The organism is Nonomuraea ceibae (assembly GCF_019396325.1).
Lineage (GTDB): Bacteria > Actinomycetota > Actinomycetes > Streptosporangiales > Streptosporangiaceae > Nonomuraea > Nonomuraea ceibae.
On the sequence record NZ_JAHKRO010000054.1, the window covers coordinates 43,480 to 60,157 of the forward strand.

15 protein-coding genes are annotated in these 16,678 nt (G+C 73.3%); 7 read left to right on the forward strand and 8 right to left on the reverse strand.

Annotation, left to right across the window (positions count from 1 at the left end; translation table 11 throughout):
• Positions 1 to 23 precede the first annotated feature (23 nt).
• Positions 24 to 785 (forward strand): MBL fold metallo-hydrolase, encoded by a 762-nt coding sequence (locus tag KME80_RS28650; protein WP_308125965.1) that lies wholly within the window; start codon positions 24 to 26, stop codon positions 783 to 785.
• A 178-nt stretch (positions 786 to 963) separates the two neighbouring features.
• Here the strand turns inward: KME80_RS28650 and KME80_RS28655 are convergent, their stop codons facing one another.
• Complete coding sequence (locus KME80_RS28655) at positions 964 to 1,566, reverse strand: TetR/AcrR family transcriptional regulator (protein ID WP_219509474.1); 603 nt, start codon at positions 1,564 to 1,566, stop codon at positions 964 to 966.
• A 102-nt stretch (positions 1,567 to 1,668) separates the two neighbouring features.
• On the opposite strand from KME80_RS28655, the gene KME80_RS28660 reads away from it, so the two are divergent.
• Positions 1,669 to 3,171, forward strand: coding sequence for an MFS transporter (locus KME80_RS28660; RefSeq protein WP_372455399.1), 1,503 nt, complete (start codon positions 1,669 to 1,671; stop codon positions 3,169 to 3,171).
• Here KME80_RS28660 and KME80_RS28665 read toward each other — a convergent pair.
• Genes KME80_RS28665 through KME80_RS28675 form a run of 3 tightly spaced genes read right to left on the reverse strand, consistent with a single transcriptional unit; the run spans position 3,140 to position 4,147 of the window.
• Positions 3,140 to 3,466, reverse strand: coding sequence for a DUF1048 domain-containing protein (locus KME80_RS28665; RefSeq protein WP_219509475.1), 327 nt, complete (start codon positions 3,464 to 3,466; stop codon positions 3,140 to 3,142). The two genes, KME80_RS28660 and KME80_RS28665, sit on opposite strands and share 32 nt — an antisense overlap.
• A gap of 1 nt (position 3,467) precedes the next feature.
• A complete protein-coding gene (locus tag KME80_RS28670) occupies positions 3,468 to 3,824 on the reverse strand; it encodes a DUF1048 domain-containing protein (RefSeq protein ID WP_219509476.1) in 357 nt (118 codons plus the stop codon).
• Positions 3,821 to 4,147, reverse strand: a complete 327-nt coding sequence (locus tag KME80_RS28675) for a PadR family transcriptional regulator (RefSeq protein ID WP_219509477.1) — start codon at positions 4,145 to 4,147, stop codon at positions 3,821 to 3,823. The genes KME80_RS28670 and KME80_RS28675 overlap by 4 nt, the downstream gene beginning before the upstream one ends.
• A gap of 151 nt (positions 4,148 to 4,298) precedes the next feature.
• Here KME80_RS28675 and KME80_RS52880 point away from each other — a divergent pair, with 151 nt between their 5' ends.
• The 3 genes from KME80_RS52880 to KME80_RS28690 all read left to right on the forward strand — a co-directional run bounded on the left by KME80_RS52880 (position 4,299) and on the right by KME80_RS28690 (position 7,405).
• A complete protein-coding gene (locus tag KME80_RS52880; RefSeq protein ID WP_219509478.1) occupies positions 4,299 to 5,237 on the forward strand; it encodes a winged helix-turn-helix transcriptional regulator in 939 nt (312 codons plus the stop codon).
• Positions 5,238 to 5,363: 126 nt separating this feature from the next.
• The gene (gene eno / locus KME80_RS28685; protein WP_219509479.1) at positions 5,364 to 6,629 is read left to right on the forward strand and encodes a phosphopyruvate hydratase; all 1,266 of its coding nucleotides are present in this window, start codon (positions 5,364 to 5,366) and stop codon (positions 6,627 to 6,629) included.
• 65 nt (positions 6,630 to 6,694) lie between these two features.
• The gene (locus KME80_RS28690) at positions 6,695 to 7,405 is read left to right on the forward strand and encodes a YqjF family protein (RefSeq protein ID WP_219509480.1); all 711 of its coding nucleotides are present in this window, start codon (positions 6,695 to 6,697) and stop codon (positions 7,403 to 7,405) included.
• Positions 7,406 to 7,429: 24 nt separating this feature from the next.
• Here the strand turns inward: KME80_RS28690 and KME80_RS28695 are convergent, their stop codons facing one another.
• On the reverse strand, positions 7,430 to 12,823 hold the full coding sequence (locus tag KME80_RS28695; protein ID WP_219509481.1) for a metallophosphoesterase: 5,394 nt from the start codon (positions 12,821 to 12,823) through the stop codon (positions 7,430 to 7,432).
• 160 nt (positions 12,824 to 12,983) lie between these two features.
• Between KME80_RS28695 and KME80_RS28700 the strand changes: the two genes are divergently transcribed.
• A complete protein-coding gene (locus KME80_RS28700) occupies positions 12,984 to 13,415 on the forward strand; it encodes a type II toxin-antitoxin system PemK/MazF family toxin (protein ID WP_308125967.1) in 432 nt (143 codons plus the stop codon).
• A 21-nt stretch (positions 13,416 to 13,436) separates the two neighbouring features.
• On the opposite strand, the gene KME80_RS28705 is transcribed toward KME80_RS28700, so the two are convergent.
• Genes KME80_RS28705 through KME80_RS28715 form a run of 3 tightly spaced genes read right to left on the reverse strand, consistent with a single transcriptional unit; the run spans position 13,437 to position 15,871 of the window.
• Positions 13,437 to 13,844 (reverse strand): cupin domain-containing protein, encoded by a 408-nt coding sequence (locus KME80_RS28705; protein WP_219509482.1) that lies wholly within the window; start codon positions 13,842 to 13,844, stop codon positions 13,437 to 13,439.
• On the reverse strand, positions 13,845 to 14,666 hold the full coding sequence (locus KME80_RS28710; protein ID WP_219509483.1) for a phosphoenolpyruvate hydrolase family protein: 822 nt from the start codon (positions 14,664 to 14,666) through the stop codon (positions 13,845 to 13,847).
• Positions 14,663 to 15,871, reverse strand: coding sequence for a Tm-1-like ATP-binding domain-containing protein (locus KME80_RS28715; protein ID WP_219509484.1), 1,209 nt, complete (start codon positions 15,869 to 15,871; stop codon positions 14,663 to 14,665). The genes KME80_RS28710 and KME80_RS28715 overlap by 4 nt, the downstream gene beginning before the upstream one ends.
• Before the next feature lie 34 nt (positions 15,872 to 15,905).
• On the opposite strand from KME80_RS28715, the gene KME80_RS28720 reads away from it, so the two are divergent.
• On the forward strand, positions 15,906 to 16,678 hold a 773-nt coding region (locus tag KME80_RS28720; protein WP_219509485.1), incomplete at its 3' end, for an NAD(P)/FAD-dependent oxidoreductase.

Here is a 16,678-nt window from a genome sequence, read left to right on the forward strand (position 1 = left end):
CGCGGCGGTGAGAGGTTGGTGCCGTGAGACAGGTGACCGTTCTCGGCAGTTGCGGGGCCTTCCCCGAACCCGGCCGGGCATGCAGCGGGTTAGCGATCGAATGGGACGGCTTCCGGCTGGTGCTCGACCTGGGTTACGCCACGTTTCCCCGGCTGCTCGCCCGCTGGCCCGACGCCGCCGTGGACGCGGTCGTGATCACGCAGGAGCATCCCGACCACTGCGTCGACCTGCACGCGCTGTTCCGCATGCGCCTGTACGGCCCTTCCGGCGGGCCGAGGCTGCCGCTGTACTGCCCGCCCGGGGTTCTCGACCGGCTGGCCGGGCTGGAGCCCGACGTGGACCTGCGCACCGTCTTCGACCCGCGCCCCCTGCCCGGCCACCACCGGGCAGGCCCCTTCGCGCTCAGCGGGACCCTGCTGCCGCACTGGGTCGACAACGCGGGCATCCGGCTGGAGGCGGACGGCACGGCCATCGCCTACTCGGGCGACACCGGCCCCACTCCCCTGCTGGCGGACTTGGGCCGCGACGCGGACCTGTTCATCGTCGAGGCCACCGACCGGCCGGGCGAGCGCGAACGCCCGGACCGCAACCTGATGACCGCAGCCGAAGCCGGCCTGTGGGCACGGCGTGCGCATGCGCGCCGGGTCATGCTGACGCACTTCTGGCCCGGCAACGACCGGACCGCCGCGCTACAGGCACCCGGGACGGCCTTCCCCGGCGAGATCCTGATCGCGGACGAGGACCTCACCACCCCCCTGGGCCGCCCCGCCCGGGGTACCGCATGAATGAGTCCAGAGAGGTGGCCTGGGGATGCGCGGAAGCATGGCGGGAGGGACCGATCCTCGCGGCGAGGTTCAGGTCGCGGCCGTCGACCTCGTGAGCGGCAAGGTGGGGTTCCGCCTCCCCGTCCTCTCGGTTGATCATCTGAGGGCCGGGGACGGCGAGGCGTAGGGCCCCGGCGGCTCAGTCGTACAGGGTGGCGACGGCTGTCAGGAGCTGGGCGCGTGCGGTGGGGGCGGGGGTGACGCCGGTGAGCACGTAGGCGGCCAGTCCTTCGGCCAGCGCCACCAGGGTGAGCGCCGTGGTGTGCGGGTCGAGGGCGGCGGGGACGCGTCCGGCTTGCTGGTCGCGGGTGATGACATCGGCGAGCCGGCGGTGGAAGTCGGCGTACAGGACGCGCAGGCGGGCGGCGATGGCCTCCTCGGCGAAGGCGAAGGCGTGGAAGGACTGCCGGACGCGCATGTGCGCCTCGGTGGCGGCGTCGTACGGGATGAGCTCGCCCAGCACCGTGGTGAGCACCAGGCGTGGCTCGGCGGCCCGCAGGTCAGCGCCGGCCTTGGCGCGGATGCGGGCGCTGGACAGGTCGTTGCCGCGTTCGAAGGCGGCTTCCAGGAGTTGCCGCTTGGCGGGGAAGTAGTGCTGTACGCGGCCGGGTGAGATGCCCGCCTGGGCGGCCACCTCGGTGAGGGAGACGGCGGCGAGGCCGCGTTCGGCGACGATGGCGAGCACCGCGTCGGCGATGTCCGCGCGGCGTTGCTCGTGGTGCGCTCCCGGTCCCCGGCCCATCAGTCCTCCCAAAGTTTTCCAATGCGGTCACATCGGATTATATGGTGGACGCCGTAATCCGATGTGATCGCATTGCGATAGGGGGAGGAGCCGGTGCCGGTCGTGCTGGCGGTGCTGTGCGCAGCGCAGTTCATGGTCGTGTTGGACGTGTCCGTGGTGAACGTCGCGCTGCCGTCCATTCAGCGGGCGCTCGGCTTCGACGCGGCGCACCTGGCGTGGGTGGGCAACGCGTACGCGCTGACCTTCGGCGGGCTGTTGCTGCTCGGCGGGCGGCTGGCCGATCTGTACGGGCACCGGCGCGTGTTCGCCGCCGGGCTGGTGGTGTTCACCGTGGCCGGCCTGGGCGGCGGGCTGGCGGAGGCGCCGGGCTGGCTGATCGCGGCCCGGGCCGGCCAGGGGGTGGGGGCGGCGGTGCTGGCCCCGGCCACGCTCACGATCCTGACGTCCGCCTTCCCCGAGGGCGCGCGGCGCACGCGCGCGATCGCCGTGTGGACGGCGGTGAGCCTGGCCGGCGGCACGACGGGCAACCTGGTCGGCGGGGCGCTGACGGAGTTTCTGTCCTGGCGCTGGACCCTGCTGACCAACGTGCCGATCGGGCTGGCCTGCCTGGCCGCGACCCGCCGGCTCGCGCCCGGCCCCGACCGGCGCGGCGGGCAGGGCGGGCCCGACAGGCACGGCGGGAGGCGGCTGGACGTGCTCGGCGCAGTGCTGTCCACCGGCGGGCTGGCCGCGCTGGCCTATGGCCTGTCGGGCGGCCTGTCCGACGCGCCCGCCGCCGCCCCTGCCGACGCGCCCGCCGCCGCCCTCGCCTTCGCCCCTGCCGTCACGCTCGTCGCCGGGTTCGGCGGGGTCGTGCTGCTGGGGCTGTTCGCGCTGGTCGAGGTGCGCGTGGCGCGGGCGCCGCTGATCCCGCCGTCGCTGCTGCGGCCGAGGGCGATCTGGCTGGGCAACGTGACGATGCTGCTGGCCGGGGCGTGCCTGAACCCGATGTGGTACTTCCTGACCTTGTCGCTGCAGAACGTCCTCGGGTACGGGCCGTTGCTGACCGGGCTGGCGTTCCTGCCGCACACCGTGCTGACCATGCTCGTCGGCCTGCGCCTGACCCCGTGGCTGATGCGCCGCGTCGATCATCGCGTGCTCGTCGCCGCCGGGGCGCTGGCCGGCGCGGCGGGGTTCTGGTGGCAGAGCGGCATCGCCCCCGGCCAGGACTACCTGACGGCCGTCCTCGGCCCGGCCGTACTGATCTCGCTCGGCGGCGGCCTGCTGAACACGCCGCTGACCGTCATGGTCACCTCGGGGGTCGCACCGGCCGACGCGGGAGCGGCCTCCGGGCTGCTGAACACCGCCAAGCAGGTCGGCGGCGCCCTCGGCCTGGCGGTTCTGGTCGCGCTGACGGCGGCGCCGGGCGGCGGCCCGGCACCGGCGCACGTGCCGGCCGCCGGCTACGGGGACGCGTTCGCCGCCATCGCCGTGGTGCTGACCGCCGTCGCCGTTCTGGCGGTGGCGCTGCCGCGGCGGCGCGACGGCACCCCGGCCGCGTCCAGAGGGTCCCAGACGTCCGGGGAGTCCGGTGTCACGTCTCCGCCGGGCCGGACTTTCCCTTGACCGACTGCTGGTAGAGGTCGGCGTACGTGGGCGAGTCCTTGATCAGGTCGTCGCAGAAGGCGGCGACGTCGTCACCGATGAGCTCAAGGACGCCCTTGCCGGCGGCGACGCCCTCCTCGAAGAAGTCGAGAAGCCCCGGGAGCAGGGAGCCGTCGAGCAGGCCGACCGGTCCGACCTTGAAGAAGTATCGCTGGATCTCCTTGTAGACGATCTCGTAGTCCGGCGGGAGCGCCTTGACCCGCGCCATGTGGGCCCGCCATTGCCTCTTGCCTTCGATGATGTCCCGGATGCCCATGTCAGCCTCCCAACCGGCCCAGTTTGCGGGCGACGTTCCTGTTCAGCTGCTCGCGCCACCGGTCGCGGTAGGTCCGGCCGCCCTCTCCCCCGGCCAGCGCCGCGCAGAAGCCGGCGATGTCGTCGCCCAGGACCTCGTGCACGCTCTGGCCGTCGGCCGCCGTCTCTTCGAGCAGCCCGAGGGCGCTGTCGAAGATCGGCATCAGGTTCCGGCCGGTGAAGTCGGAGTAGAGGACGAGGTGACCCTTGATCTCCTCCCACGCCGCCTGGTGGTCGGCGGGCAGTTTCCGGGCCCGGGTCTCGAACTCCTTCCATTCCCTGGTGAGATCGCTGCCTGTCACGGTCTCCCAGAAGTTCATGTCCCGCCCTCCTTGAGCTTGTCGATCCGGGAGGTGATGTACTCCCATTTCGCCCAGAACGTCGCGAGCTCTTCGCGTCCCGCGTCGTTGAGCGCGTAGAACTTGCGCGGCGGGCCCAGCCCGGACGGCCGTTTCGTGACCTGGACGAGCCCCTTCTTCTCCAGTCGCAGCAGGATGGTGTAAACCGTCCCCTCGACGACGTCGGCGAACCCGAGCTCGTTCAGCCGTCGCGTGATGGCGTACCCGTAGGTCTCCTCGCTGCCGATGATCTCGAGCACGCAGCCTTCCAGCGTGCCCTTCAGCATCTCCGTCAGGTCGTCCATCCTGGCCCTCTTCGTTCTCGGTACTCTGTAGCACCGAGTACCACTATACAGCATCACAGAGTAGTGCGGCGGGACCCGGTGGGTTTCGCTTCGATACCTACACTGGAGCGAGTGTCGCCGCGCAGCGCGGTGATCGGCAAGGAGACGGGCAGTGTCACGACAGGTGCGGGAGCAGGACGCCGTGTGCGCGATCGCACAGGGTGCGGCCGTGGTCGGCGAATGGTGGAGCCTCCTCCTCGTACGGGAGGTCATCCGCGGCCGGCGCCGCTTCGACGACCTGCACACGGAGCTGGGCATCTCGCGCCGGGTGCTCGCCGAGCGGCTCAAGCACCTGCTCGACCACGGCGTGCTGGAGCGCCGCCCCTACCAGCAGCGGCCGACCCGGTACGAATACCACCTGACCGACGCCGGCCGGGCGCTGGCGCCGGTGCTGATCGGCCTGCAGGACTGGGCGGACCGGTTCGTCCTCGGCGACGGCTCCGTCACCGGCGACGCCGCCCCCGGCAGTCCCCAGGCCGACCGGCTGCACACCCTCGTCGGCTCCCGGGTGCCCGCCCCGCTGCGCCTGCCCGCGACGGGCGGCGGCGAGCTGGACGTCGTGGCCGGCGACGCGCCCGTCACCGTCGTCTTCACCTACCCGGCCACCGGCATCCCGGGCCCGCTGCCGGCGAACTGGTCGCAGATCCCCGGCGCGGCCGGCTGCACGCTGGAGAACCGGCTGTTCCGCGACTCCGCCGCCGCCTTCGCCGACGCCGGGATCGCCCTGCGCGGGGTGAGCACCCAGGGCCCGGACGAGCAGCAGGCCTTCGCCGAGGCCGAGGACCTCCCCTTCCCCCTTCTCTCCGACGCCGAGCTCGCCCTGTGCGCGGCCCTGCGGCTGCCCACCTTCCGGGCCGGTCAGGCCCTGCGCCTCAAGCGGGCCGTCGTCGTCGTCGACTCCGCCCGGACGATCCGCCGCGTCCGCTATCCGATCACCGACATTCCCGGCGCGGTGGAGGAGGCCCTGCGGCTCGGCGCCGAGGTGGCGGAGGAGCGGCGGGCCGCGTCCGGGGGCATGGCGCAGCGCCTGAGGGCCTCGACCCGGCGTTGACGCGCCGGCCACCCACACCTCGGCCCCGCAGCGGAGGGCGGCGAGTGGCGCTCGACGCGGCGACCGGTTAAGTTTTGCTCTGGAACTTACCGAGTTCCATACTGAAACTCATGCTGAGGGGCGAGTATGACAGCGATCGTCCGGGTGACCGGCCGGGAAATCCTTGACAGCCGCGGCAACCCGACCGTCGAGGTGGACGTGATCCTCGAGGACGGCAGCCTGGGGCGCGCGGCCATCCCGTCGGGCGCCTCGACCGGGGCCAACGAGGCCATGGAGCTCCGCGACGGCGACCCGCGCCGCTATCACGGCAAGGGCGTGCGGAAGGCGCTGGAGGCGGTCCGCACCGAGCTCGCCGATGCCGTCACCGGCATGAACGCCGAGGACCAGACGGCGATCGACGAGACGATGATCAAGCTGGACGGCACGGCGAGCAAGGCCAGAATCGGCGCGAACGCGATCCTGGGCGTCTCCCTGGCCTCGGCCCAGGCCGCGGCGGCTTCGCACCGGCTCCCGCTCTACCGCTATCTCGACGCGGACGCCGCGCTGCTGCCCCTGCCGATGATGAACATCATCAACGGCGGCGCCCACGCCGACAACCTGCTCGACTTCCAGGAGTTCATGATCGCGCCGATCGGGGCGGCCACCTTCGCCGAGGCCGTGCGCATGGGCTCGGAGGTGTTCCACACCCTGCGGGCGGCGCTGAAGGCCGCCGGGCACCACACCGGCGTCGGCGACGAGGGCGGCTTCGCGCCCGACCTGCGCTCGGCCGAGGAGGCGCTGGACTTCATCATGGCCGCGATCGAGAACACCGGTTACGTCCCCGGCACGGACGTCGCCATCACGCTCGACCCGGCGGCGTCGGAGTTCTACCGCGACGGGGCCTACGTCTACTCCGGCGAGGGCGCCACGCGGTCGGTCGCCGAGCACGTCGCCTACCTCGCCGGGCTGGCCGCCGCCTACCCCGTCGTCTCGATCGAGGACCCGATGGCCCAGGACGACCTCGAGGGCTGGCAGCTCGTCACCAGCACCCTCGGCGGCGCCTGCCGGCTCGTCGGCGACGACGTCTTCTGCACCAACGCCGCCCTGCTCCGCAGCGGCATCGAGCACGGCGTCGCCAACGCGATCCTGGTCAAGGTCAACCAGATCGGCACGCTGACCGAGATGCTCACCACCGTCAGGACCGCCCACGAGGCCGGCTACGGCGTGGTGATGTCACATCGTTCGGGGGAGACCGAGGACACCGTGATCGCGGACCTGGCCGTGGCCACCGGCTGCGGCCAGATCAAGACCGGCTCGCTGTCCCGGTCGGAGCGCACCGCCAAGTACAACCGGCTCATCCGGATCGAGGAGGAGCTGGGCACGCAGGCGCGCTACGCCGGCCGCCTGCCCTGACGCCCCGGACCTCGCGGCGCCCGGGGCCCGGGGTTGGACCCGGCGCCGGAGGGCAGGGGTGCGGGATGCGCGCCCCGCCGTCCCCTCACGTCACCCGGCCGGTGATGTATCACCGCTGGTCGCGGCTGACCTTCATCCACTGGCGCTATCCGGTCGCCGACGTGCGGGCGCTGCTGCCGGACGGCCTCACCCCCGAGACCTTCGACGGGACGGCGTGGGTGGGGCTGACGCCCTTTCTCATGGAGGGCGTACGGGTCCCGGGCGTGCCCGCGTTGCCGTGGCTGTCCACGTTCCCGGAGACCAACCTGCGCACGTACGTCCGCGACGCCCGCGGGCGTACGGGCCTGTGGTTCCTGTCCCTGGACGCCGGCCGGCTGCCCGCCGCGCTCGGCGGCCGGGCCGGGTACGGGCTGCCGTACTTCTGGTCGGACATGTCCGTGGACGGCGGCGGGAGCCGCGTCCGCTACCGGTGCCGCCGCCACTGGCCGGGCGGCCCGCGCTGCGACGTCGAGGTGGAGCTGGGCGGCACGCTGACGGAGGACGAACGCGACGAGCTCGCGTACTTCCTGACCGCCCGGTTCCGGCTCTTCACGAGGGTGGCGGGCCGGACGGTGTGGGCGCCGGTGGAGCATCCGCCCTGGCCGTTGCGGCACGCGAGCCTGATCAGCCTGGAGCAGGACCTGACCCGGGCCGCGGGACTGCCGGACCCGCAGGGGCCCGCCCTGCTCCACGCCTCGCCCGGGGTGCCGGTCCGGGTGGGGATGTGGCGCCCGTGACCGCGAGGTCACGGGCGCCGCGGGTCACGGGGTGACGGTGACCCGGGTGGGCGGGGACGCGCCGATCCGGACCTCCAGGGTGATCGGGGTGCCGGCGCGCAGGGCCGTGCGGGCGTCGCCGCGGAGGTTCAGCTTCAGGTCGCGGCTCTTGCCGGGCTGGAGCGTGACCTTCTTGGCGTCTACGGGGTCGCCGTCGTGGGTGACGGTGACCTGCTCCTGGCACTTGCTCTTTCCGGCGCAGATCAGGGTGATCGTCGCCTGGGCGGGGGCGTTGCCGGGCTTGAGCGTGGCGGTGACGGTGTCGTCGGCCACGCTCATCCCCGCGCCGCCGGGCTCCCGCGCGAGCAGGGGCGCAGTGTAGCGCTGGGTCCCGGCCGAGGTGTTCAGCGCCAGGACGGTCCCGGCCGGCTCGGCCAGGCGTACGGTCAGGGCGCCGTTGCCCTGCTCGTCGAGCCGGACCTCGCCGAGGTGGGCGATGTCGGCCTCGCCGGGCGCCGACGCCGAGGCGCCGGGTTTCAGCAGGAGGAACGACAGCTGGGCCCCGGCCGCGCCGGCGCCCGCCGACATGGCGACGGTGACCGTCCCGTCGCCCGCGGTCGCCGCGTGGCTGATCCCGCTCCCCGTCGCCGAGGCTGTCGAGGCTGTCGAGGCCGACGACGCGGCCGTGGCCGACAGGGTCGCGGCGGCCGAGAGCTTCGTGGCGGCCGCGGCGGTGGCGCGCAGGGTGGGGTGGCCGAGGGCGGCGTCCCACTGCCAGGTCGAGGCCAGGTCGAAGCCCAGCTCGCCCGACCAGAACGCCTCGGCGGCGGCCTGGTCACGGGTGGCGGTGGCGCCGTTGAGGGTGGCGGGGCCTGTCGTGGTGTCGGTCTGGGTGGTGGCCTGGACGGTTTCGAGCGCCCAGTTGTTCTCCAGGGTGGCGACGTGGCCCGCGCCGACGCGGCCCAGGAAGCGGTGCGCCCAGGACGGGGCCGAGACGGCCGGGTTGAGGGCGGCCGAGTCGCGGATGACCGTGCCCGTGTAGCCGTATCCGGCCACGCCGCCGTCGTTGCGGGTGTCCGCGCGGACGGTCCCGGTGGCGAAGACCCGTTCGGTGGTGGAGCCGGCCAGGGCCACGCCGACGACGCCGCCCGCCTCGGTGGCGCGTACGTGCACGTCGGCGGTGGAGTAGGAGTCGCGCACGACGCCCTGGGAGTCGCCGACAAGGCCGCCCGCGCGCGAGCCCGCGGTCACGGACCCGGAGACGAGAACCCGCTCGACGGTTCCGGTGCTGGTGGCGGCCAGGATGCCGGCGCGGGCGGCGGTGGTGTTCACCACGCCGGCCAGGGCGAGGTCGTGCACGCGGCCGGAGACCTGGGTGAACAGCGGGGCGGTCAGGCCCCTGATGCTGTGCCCGGCGCCGTCGAACTCGCCGGTGAACGGCCTGGGCAGGCTGGTGAACGGCGTGCCGGTCAGGTCGAGGTCGGCGGCGAGCGCGTAGTCGTGCGACGGGTGCTCGCCCATCACGGTCAGGTCCGCGGCGCTGTCGACGAGGTGGAAGCCGCGCGGGTCGGTGGGCAGCGGGGGCGCCGGGGCCGGTTCGAGCTTCTCGGGCGCCATCCGCAGGGTCGGCCTCCTGGCGACGTCGTCCCACTGCCAGACGGCGCCGAAGTCCCAGCCGCGCGCCTCGTAGAAGGCCTGCCGCTGGATCTCTGAGGGGGCGACGACGTTGCCCTTCTGGTTGCCGGCCGACGGCGGGTCGGTGATGGTCTGGCCGCTGATCGGCACGGACCTGCTGACGTGGTTGTCCTCCAGGGTGGCGGTCTGCCCGCCGTAGACGCGGCCGACGATGGCGTGCGCGTAGCTCGACGCGGTGATGTTCGCGTTGAGGGCGACGGAGTGGCTCACCTGGGTGCCGGTGTAGCCGTAGGCGGCCACGCCGCCGGCGGAGGCGCTCTGCGCGCTGACGGCCCCGGTGGCGAGCACGTTCTCGGTGACGGAGCCGCCCACGGCGACGCCGACGACGCCGCCCGCGTACTGGGTGGTGGCGCGCACGTCGGCGGTGGAGACGCTGTCGCGCACGGTGCCGAAGTGGTGGCCGGTGACGGCGCCGGCGTAGCTGTGCGCGGTCAGCGTCCCGCCGGCGCGGACCCGCTGGATGGTGCCGTGGTTCTGGTCGGCGACCAGCCCGGCGGGGGTGCGGTCGGTGGTGACGTCGCCGTGCACGACGAGGTCCTCGATGGTGCCGTGGTTGTCGGCGAACAGGCCGGGCCCCTGGTCGGGCAGGGCGGCCAGGCCGGAGACGGTGTGCCCGTCGCCGTCGAGGACGCCGGTGAACGTGGTCGCGCGGCCGAGCTGGGCGCGGCTGACGCCGGTCAGGTCGAGGTCGGTGGTCAGCCGGTAGTGGCCGGCCGGGTCGTTGTCGACCTTGGCCAGGTCGTCGGCGGAGTCGATCAGGTAGGGCGACTCGGCGGTGCCCTCGCCGGCCAGGCCCTCGCGCACGGTCATGACCGGCCGCAGCGGCCTGCCGGACGCGAGCGAGTCCCACACGTACAGCTTGACGGTCGCGCTGGGCGCGACCGGCAGCGGCGTGCGGAAGCGGACGTACTGCTCGCGGCCGAGGTGGTCGAACGTGACGTCGGCCGTGCGCACGTCGATCATCCGCTGGTGGGTGTTGTCGTACGTGGCGGCCATGACGGTGGCCTTGTCCAGGCTGCCCGGGTAGGACAGCAGGCCCACGCCGGCGAGCTCGCGGTTCTCGACCTCGGCGGCGGAGACCTTCCAGGAGCCCTGCGGCTTGGTGACGGTCACCTCGTCGACGGGCCGCCCGTCGATCGTGTACGCCGACAGCTTCAGCCCGGCCTCGGTCGCCTCCAGGACGGCGCCCATCTGGACGTTCTCGTCGAAGACCTTGTCGTCCCACCAGAACTGCTGGTTGTCGTAGAACTTGGGCCCGGAGGAGCCCAGGGTCACGAACGTGGTGCCGGCGGCCTGCTCCTCGGGGGTCCTGGCCAGGCGGCCTTCGAAGATCGTGGAGCGCTTGTAGACGTGGTCGTGGCCGCCGAGGTACAGGTCGACGCCGAGCCGGTCGAGCACGCGGGTGACCTTCTCCCGGGCGAGGTCCATGCCGGCGTCGTCGGCGTGCTGGCCGCCGTAGTAGGAGAAGTGGCCGGTGACGACGTTCCACTTGGCGCCGGAGGCGCGCACGTCGTCGACCAGCCAGGCGAGCTGCTCGTCGAGGCGCGTGTTGGAGTTCAGCACGGAGAAGTGGATCTCGCCGCGGTCGAAGGAGTAGTTGCTCTCCCCGATGGCGCCGTTGGCGGGCAGCGCGAACGTGTTCGTGAAGATCGCGGCCGGCTTGCCGCCGACCACGTCGTAGTCCAGGTCCTCGTACGTCTCGTGGTTGCCGACGAGGCCCGCGTACTGCAGGCCGAGGCGGGACAGGAAGTGCTCGTGGACCTCGGCCCACTGCTCGCCGCGGCCGCCCCGGTCGACGAGGTCGCCGACCTGGAGCACGGTGCCGCCGCCGGGCCGCTGGGCCTTGAGCCGGTCGAGCACCTTGCCGGGCAGGGCGAGGGCGCCGGGGTCGCCGTCGGGCACCTGGACGTCGCCCAGGAGGTAGACGGGTCCGGCGTCGCCGGCGAGGAACGGGCCGCGCTCGCCGGTCCAGGAGGAGCGGTCGGCGCTGAGCCGGTAGCGGTAGGCGGCGCCCGTCTTCAGCCCGGTCAGGCGGAACTCGTGGGAGCGCAGCGTCCGGCCGGTGATCGCGTGCTGGCGGACGGGCTCGTCGTTGCCGACCACGTCGACCTCGTACGGGCGGCTGTTCTCCGAGGTGAGGACCGGGGCTTCGGCCCAGTCGCCCGAGCCCTCGGGCAGGACCTGCGCGTAGACCTTCCGGATGGCGCGGTCGGTGGTGACGGCGATGCCGGCGGTGCCTGGCCTGTCGCCCACGGCCACGTTGGCGCGCAGGAAGACGGACTCGGGGTCGGGCTTGTCCTGGGAGATCCGGATGCGGAGCAGTTCGGCGTTGGTGTTGCCCAGGTTGTCGGTGGCCTTCACGACGACGAACGCGTCGTCGTACGAGCGGACGCGGAAGGCGCCGCCGGTGACCGGGACCTCGCCGGCGGAGTCGTACACCTCGACGCTGACGGCCGGCCGGGTGCCGGAGTCGTCGGTGGCGGTGGCCTGGGGCAGGGTGATCGTGTCGCCGTGGCGGGCGGTGGCGGGCACGCCGGAGACGGTGATCTTCGGGGCGTAGTTGGCGCCTCGGGTGGTCTCGCCGATCCAGATCGGGGCGGAGACCACGAAGTCGCCGTCGGCCTGGTCGGCGCGGACGTAGAAGAAGTCGCCGTCGCGGACGGCGAGCTCGGCCTTCAGCGTCAGGTCGTTGCCGCTGAGCTTGCCGAAGTCGTGGGCGACGGCGCCGCCGTTGGTGATGAGGCGGGCGCCGGTGAAGGAGTCGCCGTCGCCGGGGTCGGCGAGCCGCAGGTCCACGTTCAGGGCGGTGGTGGCGGCGGGCAGGATCGTGCCCATGGGCTTGTCGTTGCCGCCGAGCGCGACGACGGCGTCGACGTCGGTCGTCGAGTAGAGGGTGCGCTCGCGCATGGCCGCGTACAGGCCCTTGAGCGAGTGCTCCGCGGCCCACACGCCGGTGATCGACGGGTTGCCGGACACCCAGGTGGCGGAGTGCTCGTCGCCGTTCCACACGGGGGCCAGGTGCCAGCCGGCGTCGAGCGCCTTCTGGAACTCCTTCACCGCGTCGGCGGACTTGACCTCGATGAGCTCCATCCGCTCGTCGGCGACGGGGTCGAGGCCCTTGAAGCCGAAGAAGTCGCCCTTCGCGGTCGGGGACGGGTGGTTGAACTGGCCGATCGCGTCCGGGTCCTGCTTGATGCGGGCCAGGAACGTGAAGTAGTCGTACTTCAGGTCGCCGGTGCCGAAGGCGTTGCCGTAGCCGTCGACGCTGCCCTTCTCGGTCGCCCTGGCCGTGGCGTGCCAGTCGGCGTTGAACACGTTGATGTGGCCGGTGCCGTCGTACCAGGTGTTCTCGATCGACGGGACGGCGACCAGCTCGTCCTGGCCGGCGTTGAACTTCTCGGCGCTCTCGTGCAGGTAGCGCCATTCGGCCGAGTCGGCCTCGCGCCAGTCGTCGAGGTAGTCGTCGCCGTTGCGGATGTCCCACATGACGTCGTGCTCGGACACCGTGAAGAAGTCGGCCCCGGTCGTGCCGTGGACGTGCTCGTAGGCGTCCGGCGGCAGCTTGACGCCGTCGCTCACGGAGGTGTGCGAGTGGAACTCGCCGGTGTAGAGGCTCCTGCCCAGGTAGGTGGGCCGGTCCTCGGGGGCCGCGGCGGCGGGTTGGGGGGCCAGTGCGCCGGCCGCGAGGGCGATCGCGGTGATCGCTCCGGGCCAGGCGCGTCGTGGTGCGCTGATGCGCGTCATGTTTCTGCCGTTTCACGTGGGTCCAGCGGGACAAAAGTGCTTTCCACAGAAACCACGACAGGTAGAACGCTTTGTCTCGCACTCATGTGCTAAAGGTGAACGAGGGCCGAAACCATGACAACTACTCCGCTTGGGTCGCGTTCCGGAGTAGGATCCGCCCGTGCGTGATCCAGGTGAGGACCCCAGGCCCGTCCGGGGCGCGGTGCGCGAGATCCACTCCATGAGCGGCGCGGCGACGCTGCACTACTCCCCCGACCTCGACGGTCTCGCCGACCCCGGAGAGATCGTCTGGGCCTGGGTGCCGTACGAGGAGGACCCGTCGCGCGGCAAGGACCGGCCGCTGCTCGTGGTCGGCCGCAGCGGGCGCAGGCTGCTGGCGATGATGCTGTCGAGCCGGGGCGGCGACGGCCCCGACTGGGTGGAGATCGGCGCGTGGGGCCGCGACGGGAAGGTCTCCCACCTGCGGGTGGACCGGGTGTTCGCGCTGGACGAGGACGACATCCGGCGCGAGGGCGCGGTGCTCGACGCCGCCCGGTTCGCCCGGGTGGCCGCCCGGCTGATGAAGACCTACGGCTGGGCCGCCGGCCGCTGACGCGCGGCGGCGGCCCCCGGGTCAGGGGTGCAGCCAGTGCGGCTGCCGCCCCGGCGCGTGCAGGTGGTAATCAGGGGCGCCCTCCAGCGCCCTCTCCTCGCCGCCCGGCGTGTAGGTGACGATCAGGCGCAGCGGGCGCCACGTGGTGTTGTACGTCGAGTGGAACACCCCCATCGGGATGTGCACCGTGTCGCCCTCGCGGATCGGGAACGGGTCGCCGTCGTCGACCATCTGCTCCGCCTCCCCGGAGATCACGTAGATGACCTCCTCGGCGTCGGGATGGTTGTGGCGGGCGTGGCCCTCGCCCGGGTTGACGACGACCTCGCCGAGCGTGCTGGCCGCGCCGGGGACCAGCGACGGGGTGACGAACCACTTGATGGCGCCCCAGCCGAACGTCATCGTCGGCACCGTGTCCGGCTTGATCAGCATCTACAGCTCCAGGTTCTTGAACGCGGTCACCTGCTCGGTGATGGCCCGCTCGGTGGGGAGACGCTCGACGGAGGAGGCGCCGAAGAAGCCCGCCACGCCCTTCGTCCGCGACAGCACGTACTGGGCGTCGGCGGGCTCGGCGATGGGCCCGCCGTGGCACAGCACGAGCACGTCGGGGCGGACGGCGGCGGCCGCGTCGCGCATGGCCTGCACCCGCGCGACGGCCTCGTCGAGCGTGAGCGCGGTGCCCGCGCCGATGCTGCCCTTGGTGGTCAGGCCCACGTGCGGCACCAGCACGTCGGCGCCCGCCTCGGCCATGGCCCGCGCCTGGTCCTCGTCGAACACGTACGGCGCGGTCAGCAGGTCGCGCTCGTGGGCCAGCCGGACCATCTCGATCTCCAGGTCGAAGCCCATGCCGGTCTCCTCCAGGTTCTGGCGGAACACCCCGTCGTACAGGCCGACGGTCGGGAAGTTCTGCACCCCGGCGAAGCCCATCGCCTTGAGCTGGTCCAGGAAGACCGGCATGACGCGGAACGGGTCGGTCCCGCACACGCCGGCGAGCACGGGCGTGTCGCGCACCACCGGCAGCACCTCGGCCGCCATCTCGACGACGATCTGGTTGGCGTCGCCGTACGGGAGCAGCCCGGCCAGCGAGCCGCGCCCGGCCATGCGGTAGCGGCCCGAGTTGTAGATGATGATCAGGTCGGCGCCGCCCGCCTCGGCGCACTTGGCCGACAGGCCGGTGCCCGCGCCCGCGCCGATGACCGGCCTGCCGTCCGCGACGCCGCGGCGCAGCCGTTCGAGTGCCGTGGTCCGGTTCACCGGTGTCCTCCGATCAGTTCGTGGAGCCGGCCGGCCATGGCCCGGCCGAACTCCGGATCGTTGATGTGCAGGTCGAGCCGCACGGTGTCGGGATGGGCGGCCAGGGCGTCGAAGCACGCCTCGTCCGCCTCCGGGTCGTGGAAGGGCATGCCCTCGGCGTCGAGCGCCGACACTCCCCGGGCCGGGACGAACACGACGGCCGGCGCCCTGGCCCCGGCCAGCTTGGCGGCGACGCGGCGGCCGAGCTCGGCCATCTCCTCGCGGGTGGTGCGCATGAGCGTGACCGCCGGGTTGTGCACGTACAGGGTGCGGCCCTCGAACCGGGCGGGCACGCTGTCGCGCGGCCCGAAGTTGACCATGTCGAGCGCGCCCGGCGCCACCACCTGCGGGACGCCGTGCCGGGCGGCGGCCGTGAGCCGGTCGGGGCCCGCCGACAGCACCCCGCCGACCAGGTCGTCGGCCAGCTCGGTGGTGGTCAGGTCGAGCACCCCGGCGAGCATCCCGCTGGCCGCCAGCCCCTCCATCGCCCGGCCGCCCGCGCCGGTGGCGTGGAAGACGAGCACCTCGTAGCCCAGTTCCTCCAGCCGGTCGCGGGCGGCGTCGACGGCCGGCGTGGTCACGCCGAACATCGTCGCCCCGACCAGCGGCCGGTCGGACGCCTCCGGCCGCTGCTCGCGGTAGGCGAGCGCCATCCCGGAGGCCGCCGCCGCCGCGTTGCCGAGGATCGCCCGCGAGACCCGGTTGACGCCCGCCACGTCGACCACGCTGTACATGATCGTGACGTCCTTGGCGCCGACGTACGGGGACACGTCGCCGGACGCCATCGTGGACACGATGATCTTGGGCAGCCCGATCGGCAGGTCCCGGACCGCACGCGCGGCGATCGACGAGCCGCCGCTGCCGCCCACCGCCAGCACCGCGGCCACCCGGCCCCGCGCGTGCAGGTCCGCCAGGACCGCCGCCGCGCCCTCCCCCATGGCCGTGACGGCGGCCCCCCGGTCGCCCGCCGCGCGCAACGCCGCCAGGTCCGCGCCGCCCGCGGCCGCCACCCGGTCGTTGGGGACGTCGACCGGGTACGACACGCCCGGCTCGCCGGTGCCCGCGTCGATCACGACGACGTCGCGGCCGAGCTCGATCAGCCTGTCACGCAGCCATCCGTATTCGTGCCCCTTGGTGTCCAGGGTGCCGATGAGTACGACTGTCATTCTCCGACGTTATCCCGGCTGCGATCATTGGAGCATGCGTGTTGCAGTGATCGGGAGCGGCATCGTCGGCGCGGCCGCCGCCCACCACCTGAGCGGGCGCGGCGTGTCCGTGACCGTGGTCGACGGCGCCTACCCGGGCGAGGCCACGCAGGCGGGGGCGGGCATCGTCTGCCCGTGGGTGGACCACTGGGACGACGAGGACTGGTACCGGCTCACCCGCGAGGGCGCCCGCCACTACCCGGGGCTCGTGGAGGAGCTGGGCGAGGACTTCGGCTACGCCCGCGTGGGCGCGCTGCTCGTCGCCGAGGAGCCCGCCGACCTGGAGCCGGTGCGCGCCCTGCTGGAGCGGCGGCGGGCCGAGGCGCCGGAGATGGGCGAGGTCACCGACGTGCCGGCGCCGTCGGCGCTCTTCCCGCCGCTGGCCGAGGACCTGGTGGCGCTGCACGTCGCGGGCGCCGCCCGGGTCGACGGCCGGGCCGTCCGCGACGCGCTCCTGCACGCCGCCGTCGCCCGGGGGGCCGAGGTGCGTCCCGGCACGGCGGTGCTCACCCCGTCGGGGCAGGTCCTCGTCCGCGAGACCCGCGCCGCCGACGCCCGCGCCCGCGTCCACGCCCGCCACGCCGCTCCCCCGCGCCCCGCGGGCACCTGGCGCCAGGGAGACCCCGCCCCGGGCGCACCGGAAGGCGCGCCGGCCGAAGGAGCGCCGGGCGAAGGAGCGCCTGCCGAAGGGGCGCCGTCCGCCGGGCCCGCCTTCGGGGTGGGGCGCGAGGTCGAGGGCGGGCCCGGCGGGGGGGCGGGGGGGGGGCT

Bases quoted from the DNA above. Each gene is read 5' to 3' on its own strand.
- KME80_RS28655 (WP_219509474.1), bottom strand. From the start codon at position 1,566: ATGGGCCGGGGACCGGGAGCGCACCACGAGCAACGCCGCGCGGACATC.
- KME80_RS28665 (WP_219509475.1), bottom strand. From the start codon at position 3,466: ATGGGCATCCGGGACATCATCGAAGGCAAGAGGCAATGGCGGGCCCAC.
- KME80_RS28670 (WP_219509476.1), bottom strand. From the start codon at position 3,824: ATGAACTTCTGGGAGACCGTGACAGGCAGCGATCTCACCAGGGAATGG.
- KME80_RS28675 (WP_219509477.1), bottom strand. From the start codon at position 4,147: ATGGACGACCTGACGGAGATGCTGAAGGGCACGCTGGAAGGCTGCGTG.
- eno (WP_219509479.1), top strand. From the start codon at position 5,364: ATGACAGCGATCGTCCGGGTGACCGGCCGGGAAATCCTTGACAGCCGC.
- KME80_RS28690 (WP_219509480.1), top strand. From the start codon at position 6,695: ATGCGCGCCCCGCCGTCCCCTCACGTCACCCGGCCGGTGATGTATCAC.
- KME80_RS28695 (WP_219509481.1), bottom strand. From the start codon at position 12,823: ATGACGCGCATCAGCGCACCACGACGCGCCTGGCCCGGAGCGATCACC.
- KME80_RS28705 (WP_219509482.1), bottom strand. From the start codon at position 13,844: ATGCTGATCAAGCCGGACACGGTGCCGACGATGACGTTCGGCTGGGGC.
- KME80_RS28715 (WP_219509484.1), bottom strand. From the start codon at position 15,871: ATGACAGTCGTACTCATCGGCACCCTGGACACCAAGGGGCACGAATAC.